Raw genomic sequence first — 19,792 nt, 5'->3', positions numbered from 1 at the left:
TCGTCATATCCGATCTCACGGATAGTATCACGAACGATCTTCTGGATATCAACATTAGCCTTGGTTGTGATCTCACCCATAACAAGTACAAGACCTGTTGTAGTAGCAGTCTCGCAGGCAACACGGCTCATCGGATCCTGTGCCATCATAGCATCAAGGATCGCATCAGAAATAGAGTCGCAGACCTTGTCAGGATGACCCTCAGTTACAGATTCAGACGTAAATAAAATTTTCTCCATGATCTTCTCCTTTTGTAATAAAACAATGGTTATATACATAAAAAACAGCCCGTACAATCCGGACTGTTTAAGTTCTGTAAACAATCCTCTTATTGTTCGATTGCTCGCTCAGGTTGGCACCTTCCTGGATTCTCCGGGGTTGCCGTGGCTTCACAGATCCTTTGTATCTCCACCACTCTGAATAAAAGGCTATCTTTTATGAAATTTACTGCAACACATACAATATACTTATCATACCAAAATGTCAAGAGCAATTTTTGATAAAAAATATCACCCGTTACTTTTTGAACCGGTATTTTCCCTTTCCATAGCCAGGGACTGTTCCAATAACATCTGCATGTACCAATTTGGAAAGAAACTTTGAAGCACCGGAATCCTTCAGTCCGATCAGTTCTTTAACCACAGTCTTATTAAAAATCCTGTCATACCCGACCACTCAAACAATCTGAGAATATGCCCTGTAGTTTTTGCAGAAAAAGCTATCCCCTTTTCCAAAAAAAGCTTCTCTATCTCTGCATTCGGACCGCCCATATATCCGCTTTCACATCCAACCTCTGCTTTTCCATCTCCAATATCTACTTTTCCATCCTCAATATCTACTTTTTCATCCCCAATATCTACTTTCTCATCCCCAATATCCACTTTTTCATCCTCAATATCCACTTTTCCAGTATTCAGTACTCCACTGATATGCAGATTTCGATTATGAAGCTCATTTCTCTCGCCCAAAAGCAGATTTCTCAGAAAAGCTTCCAGATATTCTGTTGTCTCATAGATCCCTTTCTGCAGATTCGTATAATTGGCACGAACAAGCGCATTTCGGAAATACCATGCATTCTCCGCAAAAATATCATTAGTTGCCGTAAAACCAAGCATTCGCAGATACTTGATAAAAAATACTGCCGTGGTTCTCGTATTTCCCTCTTCAAAAATATGGATCTGCCACAATCTTGAAATAAAAACAGCAAGATGATGAATGATCTCCTCCATGGAAAGCCCCTTATAGCTGAACGCCTTCTCCTGAGAAAAATCATATTCCAGCGTGGCTATCAGTTCTGAAGCACTGCCATACATAACCGTTGCACCATCCAGCACCCATTCCTTTTTCGTAATATTATAATCTCTGATCTTCCCTGCATGACTGTAAATCCCCATAAAAAGCTTTCTGTGGATTGAAATATATTCATTAGGTGAAAATGAAAATGCTGTCTCAGAAAGCAGTCCTGCGATCCGCGAAGATACCTTATCTGCTTCCTCCGTCCGTTCCTCATCAGAAAAATGTGCCGGACGTTCTTCATAGTAACTGTTGATAAGCTCCTGCGCTTCTCTCATTGTGATCTTACCTTCGATATTCTGAATAGCAGTATCGATCAGATATTCCGATGTTTTAAGACCATCAACAGCCTGAAGACCGATTGCAGTACTCCACGCATACCCCTTATTTGCCTTATCCGGTTCCGATTCTTTCAGATACTCTTCAAACGGGTCCCTTTTCATATCATCCACCTCTCTTACATTATCACTCACTATCAGTTCTGCGATTTGCATAAAAAAAATTATTAACCATTATAACATTTTACAGTCCCAACAGAACGTAAATATTCCAAAAAAAGAACCGGGCATCCACATCGCCCGGTTCTTCCATCGATCATCCTTCAGAACGATCCGTTATTTATTTTTCTTCTTTCTCTTAACTCCATAAGCTGCACCACCGCCAACAATGATCGCTGCTGCAAGGATTCCAACCCATACGCCGATCGGTGTATCATCGCCGGTCTTTACAGAACGTCTTGCTGTACCGCTGGTATCGTTCGGAGCAGTTCCGCCCGCTGTGCCGTTATTCGGGATCGGAGTGATCCGATCATTTCCACCATGAGTTGCTCCAGGTGTAGCAGTCGGAATCGGTGTCGGCTCGGAAGAAAGACTGTTGGTGATCTCCTTTGTTACAGTATATCGGTTATCATTATTCAGTGTAACCTCACCCTGACCGGTAACTGTATACTTAAAGGTATCATCATCAACCGGATTTCCATCCTTATCCGTCTCCAGAACAGTATAAGTAACACTGTTGATCTCCTGATCTGTTGGAAGCTCCATTGTTACCTGAACACTACCATTCTGTTTCAGAGTCACTACCTTCTCAAGCGTCAGCTCACCGTTACTCTCAGTGGAGAACACACCTGCATAGAACGTATCATCCACAGAAGAAGCAACACCATCGATCATCACATTCTTCTTAATGTTGATATATCCGTTACGGCTAAATACATCGGAAATCTTTGTATAATAGTTATTTACATAAGCCGCAGCCTCAGTAACACCACTATCTCCACCGATCACAACCTGATTGGACTTCTCTTCACTTCTCACCATTCGGCTTCGTTACATTGTAGTAGTAAAGATTCTCTTCATCCACCTTGATCTTCGTATTCTGCTGAAGAGGATTTCCATCCTCATCCAGCTCAAATACATAATAGGTGCCATCCGGAACATCCGTCCATGTAGCTGTACCACTGGAAGCATTCTGGATATGGATATCCTGTAAATAATCATCACGGAACGGGATCGTACCTTCCTGATCCGAAAAAACGCCAACCTTATAAGTTACATCCTCCTTCGTTTCCAGAGGAATCACATTGTCGTTCTCATCAACATTATAGATCCTCTTCGTAACCTGGATCTGTGTATGCTTCTGCGGATTACTTACAGACTTCGGATAAGCCTGTACATCGTACATCCAGCCCTGCTCCTGATCTGCAAAAGGAACGGAGATCAGCATCGGTGAAACCATAACACTGCTGTTTCCATCTGTCTGCACCACCAGATACATACCCTCAACCAGATCAGCGAAAGTCATATTCCCCTCTGCATCAGAGGACTTGGACATACCCCACACATCCACGTTTCCGCTGACGATCATAGCCGCCAGCTTCTCTGCCGCTTCATACCAGCCGTCAGCCGTTGTGATGGAATCAAAATCGATTGCTGCGGCAGCCAGTGCCTCATCCAGCACGAAATGCACATTGCCATCAAAATTCACACTGCCAACCTTGTAGATCGTCAACCCTACATCCGGCAGCGGAGTCTGGTTTCCCTCCTCATCCGCCTGCTGAACCGTCAACGTCAGATTACCTGTTTTTCCAGCTTCATAATCCCCGGCGAAAACCGGCTGCAAAACACTCGTGACCAGCATAGCCGTCAGCATCAGAACAGCCAGAAGGCTCCGGAATATTTTCCCTTGCTTTCTTCTATTTTTCATCGCTCTCTGCCTCCTCTTTCCTTTCTGAAAGCTGCTTCTTTTTCCGTTTTTTGTCCCTATGACGGACGATCAGATAAATCAGCAGGATCAGAACAACAAGCACTGCAGCGCCGCCGGCCAGAACCCTCTTCGGATCCACAACAGCAAGCTTCTGCGGTATCGTTTCGTCATTCTTTGTATCTTCCACCACATATTTCGTCCGCACTCCCCGGACAAGAAGCCTGTGGGTGTTAACTCCATAAGGGGTACACGTGATCAGAGTCACATGATCTTCACCCTCGATAATATCCAGGTCACTGGTCTCATCCGGAAGCACCGTCTTGATCTGATCCACCTTGTAGGCCAGATGCTTGCCAAGAATATGCAGGATAAAAATATCTCCCTTTTCCATCTGATCCAGATCTGTAAAAAGCTTTGCGTTAGGAAGACCTCGATGCGCCGCCAGAACCGCATGGGTGCTCTTGCCTCCAATGGGAAGGCTGGTACCCTCCACATGACCGACACCCTTTTCTAGGACCGTTTTGCTCAGTCCGTGATAAATCGCCAGTCTGGCTTTGATCTTCGGGATCTCGATACTCCCCATCAGACCATCACCGTTCGGATCCAGAACCCTGTCATAAGGATGACTCAGCTCATAAGTATCCTCTTCCTCAAAAGCATCTACAATGGCATTCACCGGATGCTCGGCATTATACTCCTTCGCCTCTTTCCACAGCCTGTCATAGTCGTTGTCCGAAAGCTCTGTTACCGGCTTCCTCGTACTTACTGACCAGCTGGGCATTTCGATACTGGTTCCACATATCACTGATCGTGGGATAAAGGAACACACCCGCCCCCGCCAGAAACACCAGGGCAATAATGATGTTCAGGACAACATTACTCTTTTTCTTTTTTTTCTTTTTAGCCATAAACTATTTCCTGCGTCGTTTTTTGTTCTGAACAGAATTGATACCGGCAACCAGGATTACCCGCGATCACAATTCCGATCACAACACAGAGAACAAGCATCGGAAGCGTCGGATTGGTGATTCCGGTAACCTTCTTCTCTGCTTTCTGAACCGGCCTTCGCAGCCTTCATCGGAACTCTGTGTCCCCTCACCAGAAGTCTGTGCGTATTCACCGCATAAGGCGTACACGTAACCAGCGTTACATAATCATCCCCATCCGTGATACCAGAGACTCTGTCTGCTCCGGAAGAACGGTAAGAATCTGATCCACCTCGTAGGCAAGCGTCTTACCCAGCACATGCAGGTAAAAAACATCTCCCTCTTCCACAAGATTCAGATCTGTAAAAAGTTTCGCACTTGGAAGTCCTCTGTGTGCCGACAAAATACAATGAGTACCTTGCCGCCAACCGGAAGACTGCTGCCGAACAAATGACCGGCACCCTTCTCCAGAGACTCATCTGTCGTGTAATGATAGATTGGAATGCTCACATCGATCACAGGAATCTCCACATACCCCATCATTCCATCACCATTCAGGTTCAGAAGAGACTCATATGTACTGTCCGTCTGGCCATCCCTCACGGAAAAAGCATCCGGCACACTTTCCTGCTTGATCTGTTCGTTATACTCCTGAGCTGCCTTCCACATACTGTCAATCTTCTCCGAATTATCATTCGAAGAAACACTGCTGCTATAATTACTGATCAGCAGGCTGTCCCTGTACCGGTTCCAGGCATCACTGGACCATTGGATACAGCAGTATGGACAACCCTATCAGAAACAGCAAACCAAGTCCAATATAATTTTTCTTCTTATTCTTTCTCATAGGTTTCTCCATACTGTTGTATTTACCACTCCCGGCCCCGAAAGGGCCGGGCGGTAAAAGATTTACTACTTTATTTTAATACTTGCTTTGTCGTTGCTTATAAATAATTTTTGAATTGAATCGATCCGGCAATCAAACGATTACTCCTCAGATCCTTTTCTGCGGCTGATGAAGAAAGCACCAGCAGCGCCAGCCATAACTACAACACCGATGATAGTGAAGAGGTATGTTCCCATGCCACCTGTGGATGGAAGGAGTTGAGTTTTGTATCGCTCATAGTAGCTGTACCAGTACGATTTTCTGCTGTCTGATTTTTCCCCATGTTGCTACAGAATCTGTTGTATTAACAGAATATCCCTCTGGAGCTTTAATCTCTTTGAAATTATAAGTATAGGAATCATCCAGACCTCTTACAACTGCTTCACCATTTTTATCAGTCATAATTAAGTTAGCATCTTTTTTTTGCATCCTCAGATCGTTTTGTCCAACCTGTAACTACATATTCATTATTTTCTGTTTTCATCTTGTCTTTAGTAACCAATGCATAATTCGTTTTTGTGCCATCTACTCTGTAAATAACAAATCCTGCATTTGCAAGTCTTACCGCTTCTTTACTATCATCAGTTTTTGTCATTGTGATTTTTCCAGTATACAGAGTGTTGGTTTTTGGTGTAAAATCATGTGTTCCATCATTTGGTTTAACAGAGTTGTTTTACAACTTCAGATTTAACAATAGCATTGTAAGTAATTACTACCTCTGCGTTAGCATTAGTTCTTACTCTTGCTACATCACTTAAATCTAAAACAAACTGCTTCTTTCCATCAACTGTTGTAGTAACATTTACTTTATAGGTAGTTTCATTACCAGAACCAATTTTTACCTTTACATCTAATGTTTTATTATCGTCGTTAAGGTTATAATCAGCTCCCTGAATTGTATCAGTAATTGTATATGTTACATCTGCAACATCATCTGCAATATATGGAACATTTGTTGTTACTGTATAGGTAACATTTTTACCAATTTCTACAACGCCATCCTCGTCTTTGGCTTCCTTATCAATTTTAATAGTTGTTCTTTTTGCATTTACCGTTACACCTACTAAACTTGTCGGCTCTGTAGTATATGTTCCAAAAGATACAAATGCTGCCATTGGACTATATACATAATTCTTATGATCAGTTGTTGTTGCTTTAATTGCATAAACACCTGCCTTAGTAGCTGTAATAACATTTGCTGCAACATTTTCACTTGTATAAGAGCTTGCTAATTCTTTCTCTACAAATCCCATTGCTGCCTGAAAATCAGCTACATCTGCTTTAACTGTTCCTTCCGGAACTGAAGCATTTTCATTTGCATATTTAATTAATTTCCAAAGGATCTGCTGATCAGTTAAATTCTTCCAATCAGATACTTTCTTAAATGAAGCCTCTGCGCCATTACTAAATTTCCAACCAGTTTCTGTTGTCTGATCTGGTTCAATAATCTGTACATTTGTTATTGTTGCATGCTCATCCAGATTATTAACTGTAATTTTTGCAGGCTCTACTGCTGCGAATGCTGTAGATGCCATTGCCAGTACCATAACTGCTGCCACTAACAACGCACCAATCTTCTTGAATAAATTTTTCATAAGGTTTGCTCCTTTCTTTCTCTGCATTTTTCTTTTTCGCCCTTCATCGGCCATTTACAATTAATGTGTTACGATCTCTTTGCTTCTTCCTCCCTTCGTTTATTATTTATAAACAACAGGAGTGCAGTTGCAAGAATCGCTACACCACTGATTGTAAATCCATAGGTTCCCGGACCACCGGATTCTGGTAAGGAATATACCTTTGCGTTAGTAATCTGATAATAAATTGTATTATTATCTTGTCTTGATTTTACACTCTTACCATTATAAGTTACCGTTACTGTTCTGTCATTTGCCACTACAATATTCCACGGTTTTGCAGATACCATATAACCTGCTGGTGCTTCTGTTTCAATCAATACATACTGCCCAATTGGAAGATTCTCTATAGAAATCGCTCCATGCTGACCTGACGTATAAGAACGAATTGCTTTGTCTGTTTTTTCGCCATTTGCATCTACTTTATATAAATCAATTTAGCACCAGACAATTTTGTATCGGCTGTCTGACTATCAACCTTCTCAAGATTAATATTCACAACTGTTTTCTTATTTGTAAATTTGGCAATTCCAATCTGTCCATTAATTTTGTCTGTATTTCCATTTTTGAGAACTTCATTATTACCAGTATCTGTTCCCATGGTAAACGTAATATCTGTAGCCTTCTGCTGTTGATTTTTTGCAATTGCACTGTGGCAGTTTGTTCTATCATCTGTTGCAATCTCCTGCAATTCATAATGAACATCTGTGCCAAGAGATTCTACAACCTTATAATCACCTCTGGACAACTCACTTAATTTTGTATTACCAGATTCAAGTTTTGCATTGACTCCCTTTGCAAGCTTAAATACCGCTGTTGCTGTTACTGTTGGATCGTCTTTTTTAATCGTTGCAGTTGCAGTTGCAACTGTTTGATTATTTCCATCTGTAATTGTGAAATTAAATGTTTCGTCCTTCTCAGCCGCTCCGTCCAGTTCTTTAATAATCTGAATATTACCGGCTACTACATTTACTACATAATTACCAGTTGCTTTCAGATTTGAATTAACCGGTGTTCCACCCTTTTCTGCATCTGGCTGCTGAACTTTTGTTCCAGACAATATATTTTTTCTCTCATCTTGAGAATATGGATGATACGTTACTACAAGTTCATACTTCTCTACTGCAGTTCCTACTGTTGTCGTTTTATGTGGCTTCATGTTTTCACCTGGTGTTTCTGATACCTTATACGTATAGGTAAAATATCCTACCGCATCCGTAGTACCAGGATAAATATATTCATATGGATATTTTCCATCTGAACTCTTTTTGTCACCAAGTATTATTGTAGCATTTCTAAGCAATTCGTCTTTCTGATCAGATGACAATGTTGGGAAGGCTGCTGACTCGCCATCTATTGGATTAACACCAGTAATTGTAGTTGTCGTTCCATCCAGTTCTTTAACCTTTAATGTCTTGGCAAGCTCATCCTTATATCCTGTCGGATCAATTTGGTCACCTTTGAAAACAGTTGTTTCATCATTTCCAATATCCAGACTTAAAAGTTTAACATTTACAGATGGCTGTGGTAAAATTGCCTCTCCATATCCTGTTGTAATCTTAGAATCTGGGTATACATTAGTTGAAATACTATTTCCACCAATAAATTCTTCCTTGGCCTTTACTGTAATGGTTTTATTCCATTTCCCATCTGCAATATTGGGGATTGTCTGATCTGTCCATTTTACAACCTGATTTCCTGCTGAATCAACGGAAAGGATTCCTCCATTACCTAATTGAATTGGTTTTCTACTATCTTCAGCAGCTTTAATCATCTCATTTGTTATCGGATTTCCTTTGTCTCCTACAATTACAAATCTAGGATCAATTACGTCCTTAATTTCAGCACCGGAAATCTCAACCTTTTGTGTAATTGTTTGCTGAATCTTTTCAAAGATGACTTTCAGTTCATCTATAGAACTTGCTTCAAATGCACAACCTTCAGAAGCAATTTTGCTAGACAACCATCCTTTTGTAGTATCATTTAATTTAAGTCCTATTGTAAATACTTTAATTCCCGCTTTTTTTAATTTCTCTGCTTCGGCTTCTGATTTCTTCTTATCGTCATCATATGACGGATCACCATCCGTAAATAAGATTACATATCGTGAAACATCTTCCTGTTTTGTCGTTAACTGATTAGCGGCAATCTTTAATCCTTCCTGTGGTGAAGTTCCACCTGCAGCATATATACTATCTGTAGTTTTAATTAAAGAATCTTTTGAACTTCCAACTTCAGTTAATTCCTGTTTCAGATCTCCTGAAGAATTAAATGTTGCTAAACCAATCCGACTTTTCGGAGAAGACGTTGCCGTTGAAGCAATAAAAGCATTAGCTGCTTCTTTTAAACCATTTAGCCCACTGTCCAGAGTATAAATTTTAGTAGTACTATCAGACGGTACCTTGCTCCACCGAGATTGATCATAATATATCCACTGATCCAGATCATTCAAATATATCATTGGATATTGCGCATTCCCATAGCTGCCATAATGATATATTCCATTTCCATAATAATATATTTTAGATGTATCCAATGATGGAGATATATCTTTAAATTTTCCAACTAGTTTAAAACCACCCTTATCGGAGGACACGAAGTACCCAGTGTTGTATAACATGCTTCCACTAGTATCGAATACCATCATAATATCCGCAACTGGGTCTTTTTCTACTATTGTACCACTGGTCACCTTAGAATCAGCCGTAATGTTGATATCATAAGTTCTCTTATCCCAGTCGTTTACAGTTGCAGTCTTACTGTAATCCATACTGGATTCAATAATCTCCTGCTGTGTATAATTCATGATATGATACGACGAATCTGGATCTTTTTCTATCATTGTCTTGCCATCTGCTTTATAAAGAGTTGCCACTGCTTTTTTATCATCAGATGACGTAACCTTTACAATCCAAGATTCTTGTGATGCTTCATAGCCATTAGGTGCCATGGTTTCTGTTAAAGTATATGTTCCCTCTTTCAGGTTATTAAATGTAACACTACCCTTATCATCGGATGTTGTAATCGGGTATGTTTCGCCTCCATTATCATTTACCAGTTTGAACTTCGCACCGGAAATACCTTTGCCTTTAGAGTCAACCTTTGTAAGTGTAAGATCTGCAAGAGGAACATTTTCTACATTTACAAATCTTGCATCTGGAATTGTGAAATCCATCTTACAATTGGATTTAAAAGCACCTCGTTCCATATAAAGTACGGTAATCCTATGGGTTTTATTTTTTTCTTCATCTGTTGGTGCTCCTTTTCCTTCCTCGAATCCAAGGTTTCTCCATAAATCAGTAGAACATTCAATTGACTCATGAATACCACCAACATCAATTACTACTTTTCCATCCAGTAAAACCCATAAATCATCATCACCAGTAAAGGTATAATTCAATGGCCCTACATAATCTCCAAGCTTGAATTCTATATCATATCTCATTCCGAAATAGTATTTTCCACCTTGTGTCTGATCATATATAGGATTCTCTAAAGGAAAGAAGTTAGAACCATCCTCATTCCATTTAAAGGTATGACCTCCTGGCTGCTCTACTCCGGTCAGTTTGTAATTATTTCCTGTCTTGCTAAACAACAGCTTGTAGTTTGTATATTTTTCTTTACCTTCATGGTCACCTAAGTTATCATCTGTAAAAAATCCGGGTTGATCAACTTTCCATAAAACTTCCTTATAGTCATTAGATAGCCCTGTTACTAAACCGGTCGTAGCCCTATTATCATTTTCATAATAGATATTGGCATTTTTATTATTATTTCCGAGTGCATTATACTCTTTTAAACCGGTTTGTTCTTGAGTTCCCATAATCATCCTGTTATTTTCCTTACTATCTTTAGGATAATGTGAAGCATCATTAATGCCCCTCCCATTTACAGGACTTACCTGATAATCATAAAAAACCACATCTCCACTTTCAGGTGATTGCTTTGGAGTATAATAAATTTTTACAACTGTATCACTTGCAACTTGTACTTCATGGATATCAGATACTGGAGTTTCTTTTCCATCATCTTTTACAAATACAACCCCTTTTATCTCATAATTCTCTGTTGCTCTGTAATCAGGAATCTTTCCTCCAACTTCTATATGGCGTACTGTATCCGCATAAATTTTAATATTATCGCAATAATGCTGTAATGTAACCTTAACTTTGCTACTAAGACTGTTATTTACAATTACATAAGTAGAAAAATGCGTCGTCTCGAACTCAACATCACCATTCTTAGCAACGCTGCCATCCATATTTTCAACGTTATCATTCTCGTCTACGTGATATACATCCGCATCCTTGACCTTCTTCTCATCATTCAGAGATACAGATACCTTCACTGTAGCACCTGGCTGAACCTCTTCGCCGTCCACCAGGAATTTGATATCATAGGAGTGAATCTTCTCGATGGCTTTCTTTTCTTTGATCGCTTCTTCTGTGATCTGGTCTTCGGCTTCCTGGCTGAGCTCTACCGGTGTTACGGAAAGCTTTGCGTTGTCCGGAAGGTCTGCCGGATCAGTAAGAGTAACCTTGACATTGACCTCGTCACTCTTGTAATCATATCTGGTGATCTCAGGCTGAATTTCTTCTTCCTGCACATCCTCAGGCTCTTCTGCCTCATCACTGCTGTCAACAACCTGTGCCATATCACTTCTTATGTAAGCCTCGGTTCCTTCCCAGGAAACCTTGTACCAGGTTGCTCCGTCCTCTGCTGTTACGGTATCCAGAAGTGTGAGCTGTGTTCCTGCGTTTACAGTTGCCAGAACCTCTGCCTCGACAGATGGACTGACACGAAGATTCGTATCGTCTCCCAGAACCTCGATCAGGCTTGTCTCACCATTCTCATCTGCTGCCGGAACCTCATCCGGGCTCGCAATATCCTCTGCCGGTTCTTCCACCACATCCGGATCCTCTGCCGGCGCTTCGGTAGGTTCAGCATCCGGATTCTCCGCCGGAGCCTCAGAAGGCTCTGCATCAGGAGTTACCTCCGGATTCTCTGCTGCCGGTGTCTCAGCTGCATCCTGCTCAGGCTCGTCCGAAATATCCATTCCGTCCGTAAGCTCCTCTGATGCGATAGACACCTCGTCCCCATTACCGGAAACAGCTTCCGCCTCGACATCTGCTGTCTCAGGAGAATCCCACATAACGGCAAAAACAGCTGCGTTGCCAGTCTCAACCTGAAGTGTCTGGATCTGTTTGCCCTCGTTGACATTCAGAACCTTCAGATCCTCGTTGGCCTGTAAGGTGTTAACATCAGTATCACCGGTACTGCTGTTATAATGAAGCTTCTCAACGGTTACACTCGTGCTGGCTGCATCGGTAAGCTCCGGTGCTGCCGGTGTCTTGTACTCAAAAGTTACTCTGACTCTGCCGTTCGGCTCGACTCTGTTTCCGTCGCCATCAGCAAAATACACATCATACGCAAAAAAACCTCTCAGGCTGCTGCCCTTGTCTGTAGCTGTTGCTGAAAGCTTCTGAGAAACTGTATCATAAGATACGGATGAATTCTCGTTTACGCCGTCAGCCTTCAATGCTGTATTCTGCGGAAGAGCTCCGTCCTCCAGTGCCTCTGCTGTTACTTTAACAGAATCATTTTCATATGTAAGCGTCGATTGCTGCGCCTGTTCCGTTTCCTCCTGGTCAGCGCTGCTTACATCCGGTGTCGATTCTTCGGCCGCTGGTTCAGATGTAAATTCGCCATCTGTAAATATATCCTCCGTTCCATCTCCGAACGCTTCACTCGCGGAGATCGTATATGCACTCGGCATACAGGATACCATCAACGCCAAAGCCACCATAAATGCCAGGAGTTTTCTGATCTTATTATTCCTTAATTTTTTCATACCTTTCCCGCTTTCCTGTGTGTGCATTAACGTGTACTGTATTTCTTATTACTTTACTTCTGTTTATATTCCTTTCTCTTAAAAAAGCTTCATGTTTTTAGCCGGTGAGTAAACAGGTTACACCTTTACAATATTTTACCCTTATGTGATTGTAGTGTCAATATACCAGACATTTTTTGGTAAGGATACTGACATTATCAGATGCTATCGAAAATCAGCCTTCAACTCCTCCTTCTTAACTTACTCGTTCACTGGTTCTTTTCGCCTGATTTTTCAATAAAATCTGACTATTCGTGGTATTTATTATACAACACTAATAGTTGTTTTGTAAGGCACTTTTTTTCATAAAAAAGTGCCTCTGTCACTATTTTAACATGAATTTCTTCAGCTCATCCCGCTTCTTGACATTCAGCTTGCAAAAGATATCCGTAAGGTAATGCTTGACAGTATTAATGGAAATCCCCAGATGCTCTCCTATCTCCTTATTGCTCCATCCCCCACTTGCCAGCATAGCAATAGAAAACTCCATCGTCGACAGCTCCCCCGTAACCTTTCTCCGGTTTTCCGGATTATGAAGCGCCATCCAGCCCCTGCTGAAAGAAATCACCCCTTTCGTGATACGCTGATACGCCTCCGGATCCCGATTCCGGATACAAGCCTCGACCAGCCCCCGCAAAAGCCCATGATGCTCAATAAAAGGCTCCAGAAACCCATCCATCTTCGCCAGCTCCCAGCTCCGGAGCATCTCCTCCTGCGCCTCCTGCTTATGCTTTCGGTTTATCGCACACACCGCCATCATACAGTGGATATACGTCATACTGATCGGATACGGCCTCTCCGCCATAAACAAAGCAGCCTTACCCATCCCATAAGCACTCCATATCTCCCCGTTAAGATAAGTATGGTGAGCCATCACATACGTGGCAAAAAGCCTCAGCCCCTCAGGAAGCATCCTGCTGTACTCCCCAAAAGCAGGCATCTCATCCGTAGGCAGATGAAGCAAAACCGCCCCCACATACCCCGCCAGAAGACAGGACGCATAAACATCCGCAGGAACCTTTTTCTTCATAGCCAGCTTCAAACAGGACTGGATTCCCTCCATCCCCCGCTTAGCCGCCGCCACATTCCCCAGCGTCAGATTAGAATACCCATACAAAATACACGCCGAAAGCTTCAGCTCAATAACCCTGCTGGACAGATACCCCCTCGTGATCTCACAACACTCCTCCGCCTGCCCCGTAAAATAAAAAAGCTCAGCCCGCGCAATATTCCTCAAATCCACATCCACAAACCCCTCAACAACCTCCCGAGCCCTCCCAGGCTCAAAAGACGAATTCAAAAGCGGCAAAACCATATAATCACACAAACAACCCACTCCCCTTCCAAAACCCAGGCAGCCCCCAAAAAGACCACCCTCAAAACCAGAACAACACAAACCACCGAAGCCCTCACACAAACCACATCAGCATACATCCGAAGCTCATCACAAACCCCTCATCAACACACATCCGAAGCTCATCTCTCAAGTCACATCAGCGTACATCCGAAGCTCATCTCTCAAGCCACATCAGCACACATCCGAAGCTCATCTCTCAAGTCACATCAACACACATCCGAAGCTCTTCTCTCAAGCCACATCAGCATACATCCGAAGCTCTTCTCTCAAGTCCCACATCAGCACACATCCGAAGCTCTTCTCTCAAGTCCCACAAAACAGTCACCAAAACTCCGGATATCAATCAACCAGTCAATCAGTCAATCAGTCAACCAATCAGGCCAACCATCTTTTTCCATAATTATAATCCAAAATACTCCAAAAATAAATTTAAATATTACACAAAAACACCACACCCTATCCAAAACAGCCTCTATCCCCAATCCCCTCACGACAACCCCCCAAAAAACTCACCCCACCCACATCCAGCGCAGCGCCGATGCCACACCACCTCCCAACACACCACAAAGAAACTCAGCCCCTGCAGCCATCCAGCGCAGCGCTGATGGCCCACCACCCTCCCGTCAGACCACCACACCTCACACCCCCAAAAAACAGAACGGACAGACTGCCAGCGGGACGGCTGCATGGTCGGGACCCGGTGCGTCGGAGTAAGCCGCTGGTCATACTTGGCGCCTGAGGCTTCTGACGGGAAGGTACTCTGCGGCCACAAGCCGCAGAGTAAGCCCCATCTGTCTGAGCCAGGTACGCATCAGCGTACATGGCGAGTTATGGGGCGCCCTGCACGGCAGAAGACTCAGACGCTTAGTATGACCCGGCGAAACGACCGCACCAGGCACGACCATGCAGCCGCCCCGCTGGCAGACTGTCCGTTCGTCCCTCCATTCGTCCCTCCCCCACACAAAAAAAGAGCCCCCAGGTCCAAACACCCAGGAACTCTCCCAAAACTCAAATATCCAATTATCATCAATCGTTATCAATCATCACCCAACACGCAGCCGAAACTTCTGAATCTCCTTCTCACTGGAAACCCTCTCAATCTCAGCCCCAAGACTCCTGAGCTTCTCCTCAAAATTCTCATACCCACGCTGGATATAAACAATATCATCAACAACCGTAACACCCTCAGCAGCCAGACCCGCAATAACAAGCGCAGCCCCCGCACGAAGATCCGGCGCACTCACACGCGCCCCCGTAAGCTTCCTCACACCATCAATAATAGCAGAGTTCCCCTCCACCTTAATATTGGCACCCATCCGGGAAAGCTCATCCGCATACTTAAACCGGTTCTCAAAAATACTCTCAGTAACAATACTCGTACCCTCAGCCAAAGCCAAAGTAACCGCGATCTGCGGCTGCATATCCGTAGGATAACCAGGATAAGGCAACGTCTTCACATGCGTACGATGAAGCACATGCGGAGCACGGACACGAACCGCATCATCAAACTCCTCAACCTCACACCCGATCTCCTCAAGCTTAGCCGTAGTAGCCTCAAGATGCTTAGGAATAACATTACGAACAGTAACATCACCACGAGTAGCCGCAGCAGCAAACATAAACGTACCAGCCTCGATCTGGTCCGGAATGATCGAATACTCCGTACGATGAAGCGTCTCAACACCACGGATACGGATCACATCCGTACCGGCACCCTTGATATTCGCCCCCATACTGTTCAGGAAATTCGCCACATCAACAACATGCGGCTCCCTCGCAGCATTCTCAATGATCGTACGACCAGTCGCCATAGAAGCAGCCATCATAATATTAATAGTAGCACCAACAGAAACCACATCCAGGAAAATATGGCTGCCATGCAGATTCTCCGCCTTGGCAACAATAGCACCATGACAGATATCAACATCCGCACCAAGAGCACGGAAACCCTTCAGATGCTGGTCGATCGGCCTGCTGCCGATATTACATCCACCCGGAAGCGGAACCTCCGCATGCTTATACTTACCAAGCAAAGCACCCAGAAGATAATAAGAAGCACGGATCTTCTTGATAAACTCATAATCCACGCTGAGATTGCCGATAGTAGAACCGTTGATCTTTACAGTAGACTTATCAATACGCTCAACCTGAGCCCCGATCTCGGAGATCGCCTCAAGCAGAACATTGATGTCCCTAACATCTGGCAGATTCTCGATCAATATAGTTTCATCAGTCATAATGGCTGCTGACAATATCGCAAGCGCCGCATTCTTCGCACCCGCAATATCCACTTCTCCAACCAGAGGATTGCCGCCTTTAATCACATACTGTTCCATAACACACCTCTATTATTTACTCCTCTATGAGCAGAAACTTTCTCTGAATTTACTGCAGGAACAAACGTTCCGCAATACCGTTTTTTAGGTCAGTTGTATATTATAACACATATTTCAGATTTGTAAACAATTTATGACGAAAACCTGTCACAACCCATGACCCGAAACACTCCAGCAAACCGTTTCCACAAGCCAACAGTTACGCCTTATCTCCCCTGTTCTTCAGTGCCTCAAGCACAACCTGGAGACTCCCCTCCAGATCCTTATCCTCTTCATCCACCACAATGTCCGCATATTTCTCATACAAAGGAACACGCTCATCATAAAGACTCGCCAGCGTCTGCCCCTCCTTGAGCACAACACCACGCCCCTTAAGATTACCAAGACGCCTGGAAAGAAGCTCCAGCGAGATCTTAAGATACACCACAACACCCTCAGACTTCAGATGCTGCATAGCCTCATCGCAGTAAACCACACTTCCACCGGTAGCGATCACCGTATTCTCCACCTGGATCGAAGCATTCACACGATTCTCGATCGCCTTGAAGCCCTCTGTACCCTCATCCGCAATGATCTCACTCAGAGTCCTTTTCTCCGCCTTCTGGATCAGCAGATCAGAGTCAATAAACTGGTACCCAAGTACCTTCGCAAGAACGACACCGATGCTGCTCTTCCCCGCACCAGGCATCCCTATCAGTGTAATATTATTCATACTGTATCCTTTCATATTAGCATAACAGCTGCCAAACCTCAACAAACGTTACGGCTCCGCAGAACCTACCGTTTCTCTCTCCCTGCCTTTCCCAACGTCTTTAATTTCCCTGACATCCCTGGCTTTCCTGACATCTTCAACTTCCCTGACATCCCTGGCTTTCCTGACGTTTTCAACTTCCCCGCCATCCCTGGCTTCCCCGACGTCTTCAACTTCCCCGCCATCTCTGCCATCTCTGATTCCCTGTCTGATTTCTTATCCAACTTCTTCTGCATCTGCTTCTTCTTCTTTACGCTGTAGCCGAAGGTTCCCACCTTCCGGCCACCCGCCAGATACTCCCCATGGGAATAAACCAGAAGACCCGCATCATTGAGACGAAACCTGTTGTTTTTATCCATATAAGCTTCATCCGCATGGACCGCAAGCACATCAGCAAGAAACATATCATGAGACCCCAGCTCCTTCACCTCACGCACCCTGCACTCGATCGAAACCGGAGCCTCCCCGATCATCGGTGCAGAAACAAACTGCGCTTTCTCTTTCGTAAGGTTCAGCTTCCGGAACTTGTCCACATCACGTCCCGAACGGACCCCGCAGAAATCCGTTGCATACGCCAGCTTCTCCGTTGTCAGATTGATCACAAATTCACCCGTTTTCCGGATCATATCATAGGAATAACGGGAAGGTCGGACAGAAATATAAGCCATCGCCGGATTGGTACACACCGTACCCGTCCACGCAACCGTTATGATATTATCATGCCCCTCACCATCGGTAACACTCACCATTACAGCCGGCAGCGGATAGATCATGTTCCCCGGCTTCCATAACTGTTTCGCCATTTTCCGTCACCTCTTACGCATAATCGCTGTTCATCAGCTGAGCAGCCTCCATCATAGCCGGGATCAGCTGCTTCTTTCTGGAAACCACACCCGGCAGACTGAAAGTATCTCCATCCGGTTTCCGCTCAAAAGCGATCTCCGCCATCTGCTGGCTGCCCTCCCCGTAAAACAGAAGCTCTGTAGACTCCTCCAGGATATTCGTCAGCATAAAATAAACTCTCGTGATATCATGACGGCCACACTCACTCACCATAAACGGCATCAGCTTCTCCTTGATCTCCTTAAGCTCCTCGCTGTCCATGGAACTGATCTGACCCACACCAAAGGAAACATTACCCTCACCGATAAACTTCTTGTAATCCTGATAAAAAATCTCCTCCGGAGACTTATCCTTCAGATTACTTCCCGCAGAAAACATCTCTCGGGCAAACTCCTCGATCTTGATCCCCGCGATCAGCGCAAGAGCACTGGCAGCGATCTTATCCGTCTGCGTACAGGTCGGTGAACGGAACATCAATGTATCCGAAATAATAGCCGCACAGAGAAGCCCCGCGATCTTTTCCGGGATCTCCAGTCTCTGCTCTCCGTAGATCTCATAAAGGATCGTACCCGTACATCCCACCGGCTCATTACGAAAAGCAACCGGCGTCATGGTCTGCAAGGTACCCAGCTTATGATGATCGATGATCTCAAGGATCTCCGCCTTCTCGATATTATCAACAGCCTGATCCACCTCATTATGATCCACAAGAACCACTTTCTTTTTATGCATATCCAGAAAATTACGTCTGGAGATCGTACCGATACACTTACCATGAGGATTGATCACCGGAAACGCCCTGTGACGGTTTTTGATCATAACATCCTGGATATCATCCGTAAAATCCTCGGTATTAAACGTAACCATGTTATCCCGCTTCATAACAAAGCTGACCGGAATACTCTGGTTGATCAGACGCGCAATATTAAACGTATCATACGGAGACCGGATGATCACGATATTCTTCTCATGAGCAAGCTTTATAACCTTCTCGGAAACCACGATATTCAGCCCCACGATGATACAGCTGACATTCTGGCTGATCGCCTGAAGATGATCCTCCTCACGGTCACCCATGATGATCATATCATCCTCCTCAACGTAGCCCTCCAGCATCTTCGGGTTGGCAGTACCGACAAGCACACGCCCCTTCACAAAATATCCGTGTCCGTTACCTTCCACCACTTCACCGCCAACAGTCTCGGCAATTCTCTGATACTGCGTCCTCGCATTGGAAAGAAGATAACTGTCTGTAGTATCCATATAGGTCTTTGCGATATCACCAATCGTCACAAGCCCCTCCAGACACCCATCCTTATCCCGGATCGGAAGAGAAACGATCCCGTTCTCCTGCATCAGATCCCAGGTATTCTTCAGCGACATATTCTTATCCGCCTGCGGACTGGTCCGAATATCCATATCCTTGACCTGAGTACCGATATTTCCCAGATAAGCCGGCGGCTGTACGCCAAAACGGTTCAGCACATACCTGGTCTCCTCATTGATCTGCCCCGCTCTCTTCGGGATATATTTTTTATTCTGCGTAGTTCTGTTTTTAATATCCGCATAAGCAATAGCCGAACAGATGGAATCCGTATCCGGATTCTTATGTCCGATTACAAATATTCTCTCCGGTTTTTTCATACACATCCATCCTTTTTCATCCAAAAT

Annotated in this window: 16 protein-coding genes, 3 pseudogenes and 1 riboswitch; all 19 genes and pseudogenes read right to left on the bottom strand. The window is 44.0% G+C overall.

Features of this window, described 5'->3' with window-relative positions:
* Positions 1-239, bottom strand: a 239-nt coding sequence (locus tag CCC70_RS09090) for an S-adenosylmethionine synthetase N-terminal domain-containing protein (protein ID WP_287084688.1), incomplete at its 3' end; no start/stop codon positions are given.
* A gap of 86 nt (positions 240-325) precedes the next feature.
* Positions 326-427, bottom strand: a riboswitch (SAM riboswitch).
* A 199-nt stretch (positions 428-626) separates the two neighbouring features.
* The gene (locus tag CCC70_RS09085) at positions 627-1,766 is read right to left on the bottom strand and encodes a Fic family protein (RefSeq protein ID WP_330577162.1); all 1,140 of its coding nucleotides are present in this window, start codon (positions 1,764-1,766) and stop codon (positions 627-629) included.
* A 141-nt stretch (positions 1,767-1,907) separates the two neighbouring features.
* Positions 1,908-2,612 carry an LPXTG cell wall anchor domain-containing protein gene (locus CCC70_RS09080; RefSeq protein ID WP_287084687.1) on the bottom strand — a complete coding sequence of 235 codons (705 nt, stop codon included), beginning with the start codon at positions 2,610-2,612 and terminating at the stop codon, positions 1,908-1,910.
* Positions 2,599-3,498 (bottom strand): pilin N-terminal domain-containing protein, encoded by a 900-nt coding sequence (locus tag CCC70_RS09075; protein WP_287084686.1) that lies wholly within the window; start codon positions 3,496-3,498, stop codon positions 2,599-2,601. The genes CCC70_RS09080 and CCC70_RS09075 overlap by 14 nt, the downstream gene beginning before the upstream one ends.
* Positions 3,488-4,279 (bottom strand): class C sortase, encoded by a 792-nt coding sequence (locus tag CCC70_RS09070; RefSeq protein WP_287084684.1) that lies wholly within the window; start codon positions 4,277-4,279, stop codon positions 3,488-3,490. Before CCC70_RS09070 ends, CCC70_RS09075 begins: the two co-directional genes overlap by 11 nt.
* Positions 4,218-4,406 carry a hypothetical protein gene (locus CCC70_RS09065; protein WP_287084682.1) on the bottom strand — a complete coding sequence of 63 codons (189 nt, stop codon included), beginning with the start codon at positions 4,404-4,406 and terminating at the stop codon, positions 4,218-4,220. The genes CCC70_RS09070 and CCC70_RS09065 overlap by 62 nt, the downstream gene beginning before the upstream one ends.
* A 56-nt stretch (positions 4,407-4,462) precedes the next feature.
* Positions 4,463-4,827, bottom strand: a pseudogene (locus CCC70_RS16555) (sortase).
* Positions 4,779-5,093, bottom strand: a complete 315-nt coding sequence (locus CCC70_RS09055; protein ID WP_287084681.1) for a sortase — start codon at positions 5,091-5,093, stop codon at positions 4,779-4,781. The pseudogene CCC70_RS16555 and the gene CCC70_RS09055 overlap by 49 nt, the downstream one beginning before the upstream one ends.
* A 318-nt stretch (positions 5,094-5,411) precedes the next feature.
* Positions 5,412-5,519: pseudogene (locus CCC70_RS16720) on the bottom strand (LPXTG cell wall anchor domain-containing protein); the annotation flags it as partial.
* A 25-nt stretch (positions 5,520-5,544) separates the two neighbouring features.
* Complete coding sequence (locus CCC70_RS09045) at positions 5,545-5,712, bottom strand: prealbumin-like fold domain-containing protein (RefSeq protein ID WP_287084680.1); 168 nt, start codon at positions 5,710-5,712, stop codon at positions 5,545-5,547.
* 7 nt (positions 5,713-5,719) lie between these two features.
* Entirely contained in the window at positions 5,720-5,905 is a 186-nt protein-coding gene (locus CCC70_RS09040) for a hypothetical protein (RefSeq protein WP_287084679.1), read from the bottom strand.
* A 64-nt stretch (positions 5,906-5,969) separates the two neighbouring features.
* Positions 5,970-6,905, bottom strand: coding sequence for a hypothetical protein (locus CCC70_RS09035; protein ID WP_287084678.1), 936 nt, complete (start codon positions 6,903-6,905; stop codon positions 5,970-5,972).
* A gap of 68 nt (positions 6,906-6,973) precedes the next feature.
* Positions 6,974-7,333: a prealbumin-like fold domain-containing protein gene (locus CCC70_RS09030; protein WP_287084707.1), complete on the bottom strand. Its 360-nt coding sequence runs from the start codon at positions 7,331-7,333 to the stop codon at positions 6,974-6,976.
* Positions 7,334-7,362: 29 nt separating this feature from the next.
* Positions 7,363-12,366, bottom strand: coding sequence for a SpaA isopeptide-forming pilin-related protein (locus CCC70_RS09025; protein WP_287084677.1), 5,004 nt, complete (start codon positions 12,364-12,366; stop codon positions 7,363-7,365).
* 793 nt (positions 12,367-13,159) lie between these two features.
* Positions 13,160-14,083, bottom strand: a complete 924-nt coding sequence (locus CCC70_RS09020; RefSeq protein WP_287084675.1) for a helix-turn-helix domain-containing protein — start codon at positions 14,081-14,083, stop codon at positions 13,160-13,162.
* A 1,151-nt stretch (positions 14,084-15,234) separates the two neighbouring features.
* Positions 15,235-16,527: a UDP-N-acetylglucosamine 1-carboxyvinyltransferase gene (locus CCC70_RS09015; protein ID WP_092073580.1), complete on the bottom strand. Its 1,293-nt coding sequence runs from the start codon at positions 16,525-16,527 to the stop codon at positions 15,235-15,237.
* A gap of 199 nt (positions 16,528-16,726) precedes the next feature.
* Entirely contained in the window at positions 16,727-17,239 is a 513-nt protein-coding gene (locus tag CCC70_RS09010) for a shikimate kinase (RefSeq protein WP_044961515.1), read from the bottom strand.
* A gap of 254 nt (positions 17,240-17,493) precedes the next feature.
* Positions 17,494-18,081 (bottom strand): annotated as a pseudogene (locus CCC70_RS09005) (flavin reductase family protein); the annotation flags it as partial.
* A gap of 13 nt (positions 18,082-18,094) precedes the next feature.
* The gene (locus CCC70_RS09000) at positions 18,095-19,765 is read right to left on the bottom strand and encodes a putative manganese-dependent inorganic diphosphatase (RefSeq protein WP_044961512.1); all 1,671 of its coding nucleotides are present in this window, start codon (positions 19,763-19,765) and stop codon (positions 18,095-18,097) included.
* Between the last annotated feature and the right edge of the window lie 27 nt (positions 19,766-19,792).

Origin of the sequence: Blautia sp. LMAG:89, assembly GCF_008679485.1 — a bacterium.
Classification (GTDB): Bacteria; Bacillota; Clostridia; order Lachnospirales; family Lachnospiraceae; genus Blautia_A; species Blautia_A fusiformis.
Note: the sequence above shows the minus strand (reverse complement) of the source record. Positions and strands in the feature narration are given on the sequence as shown.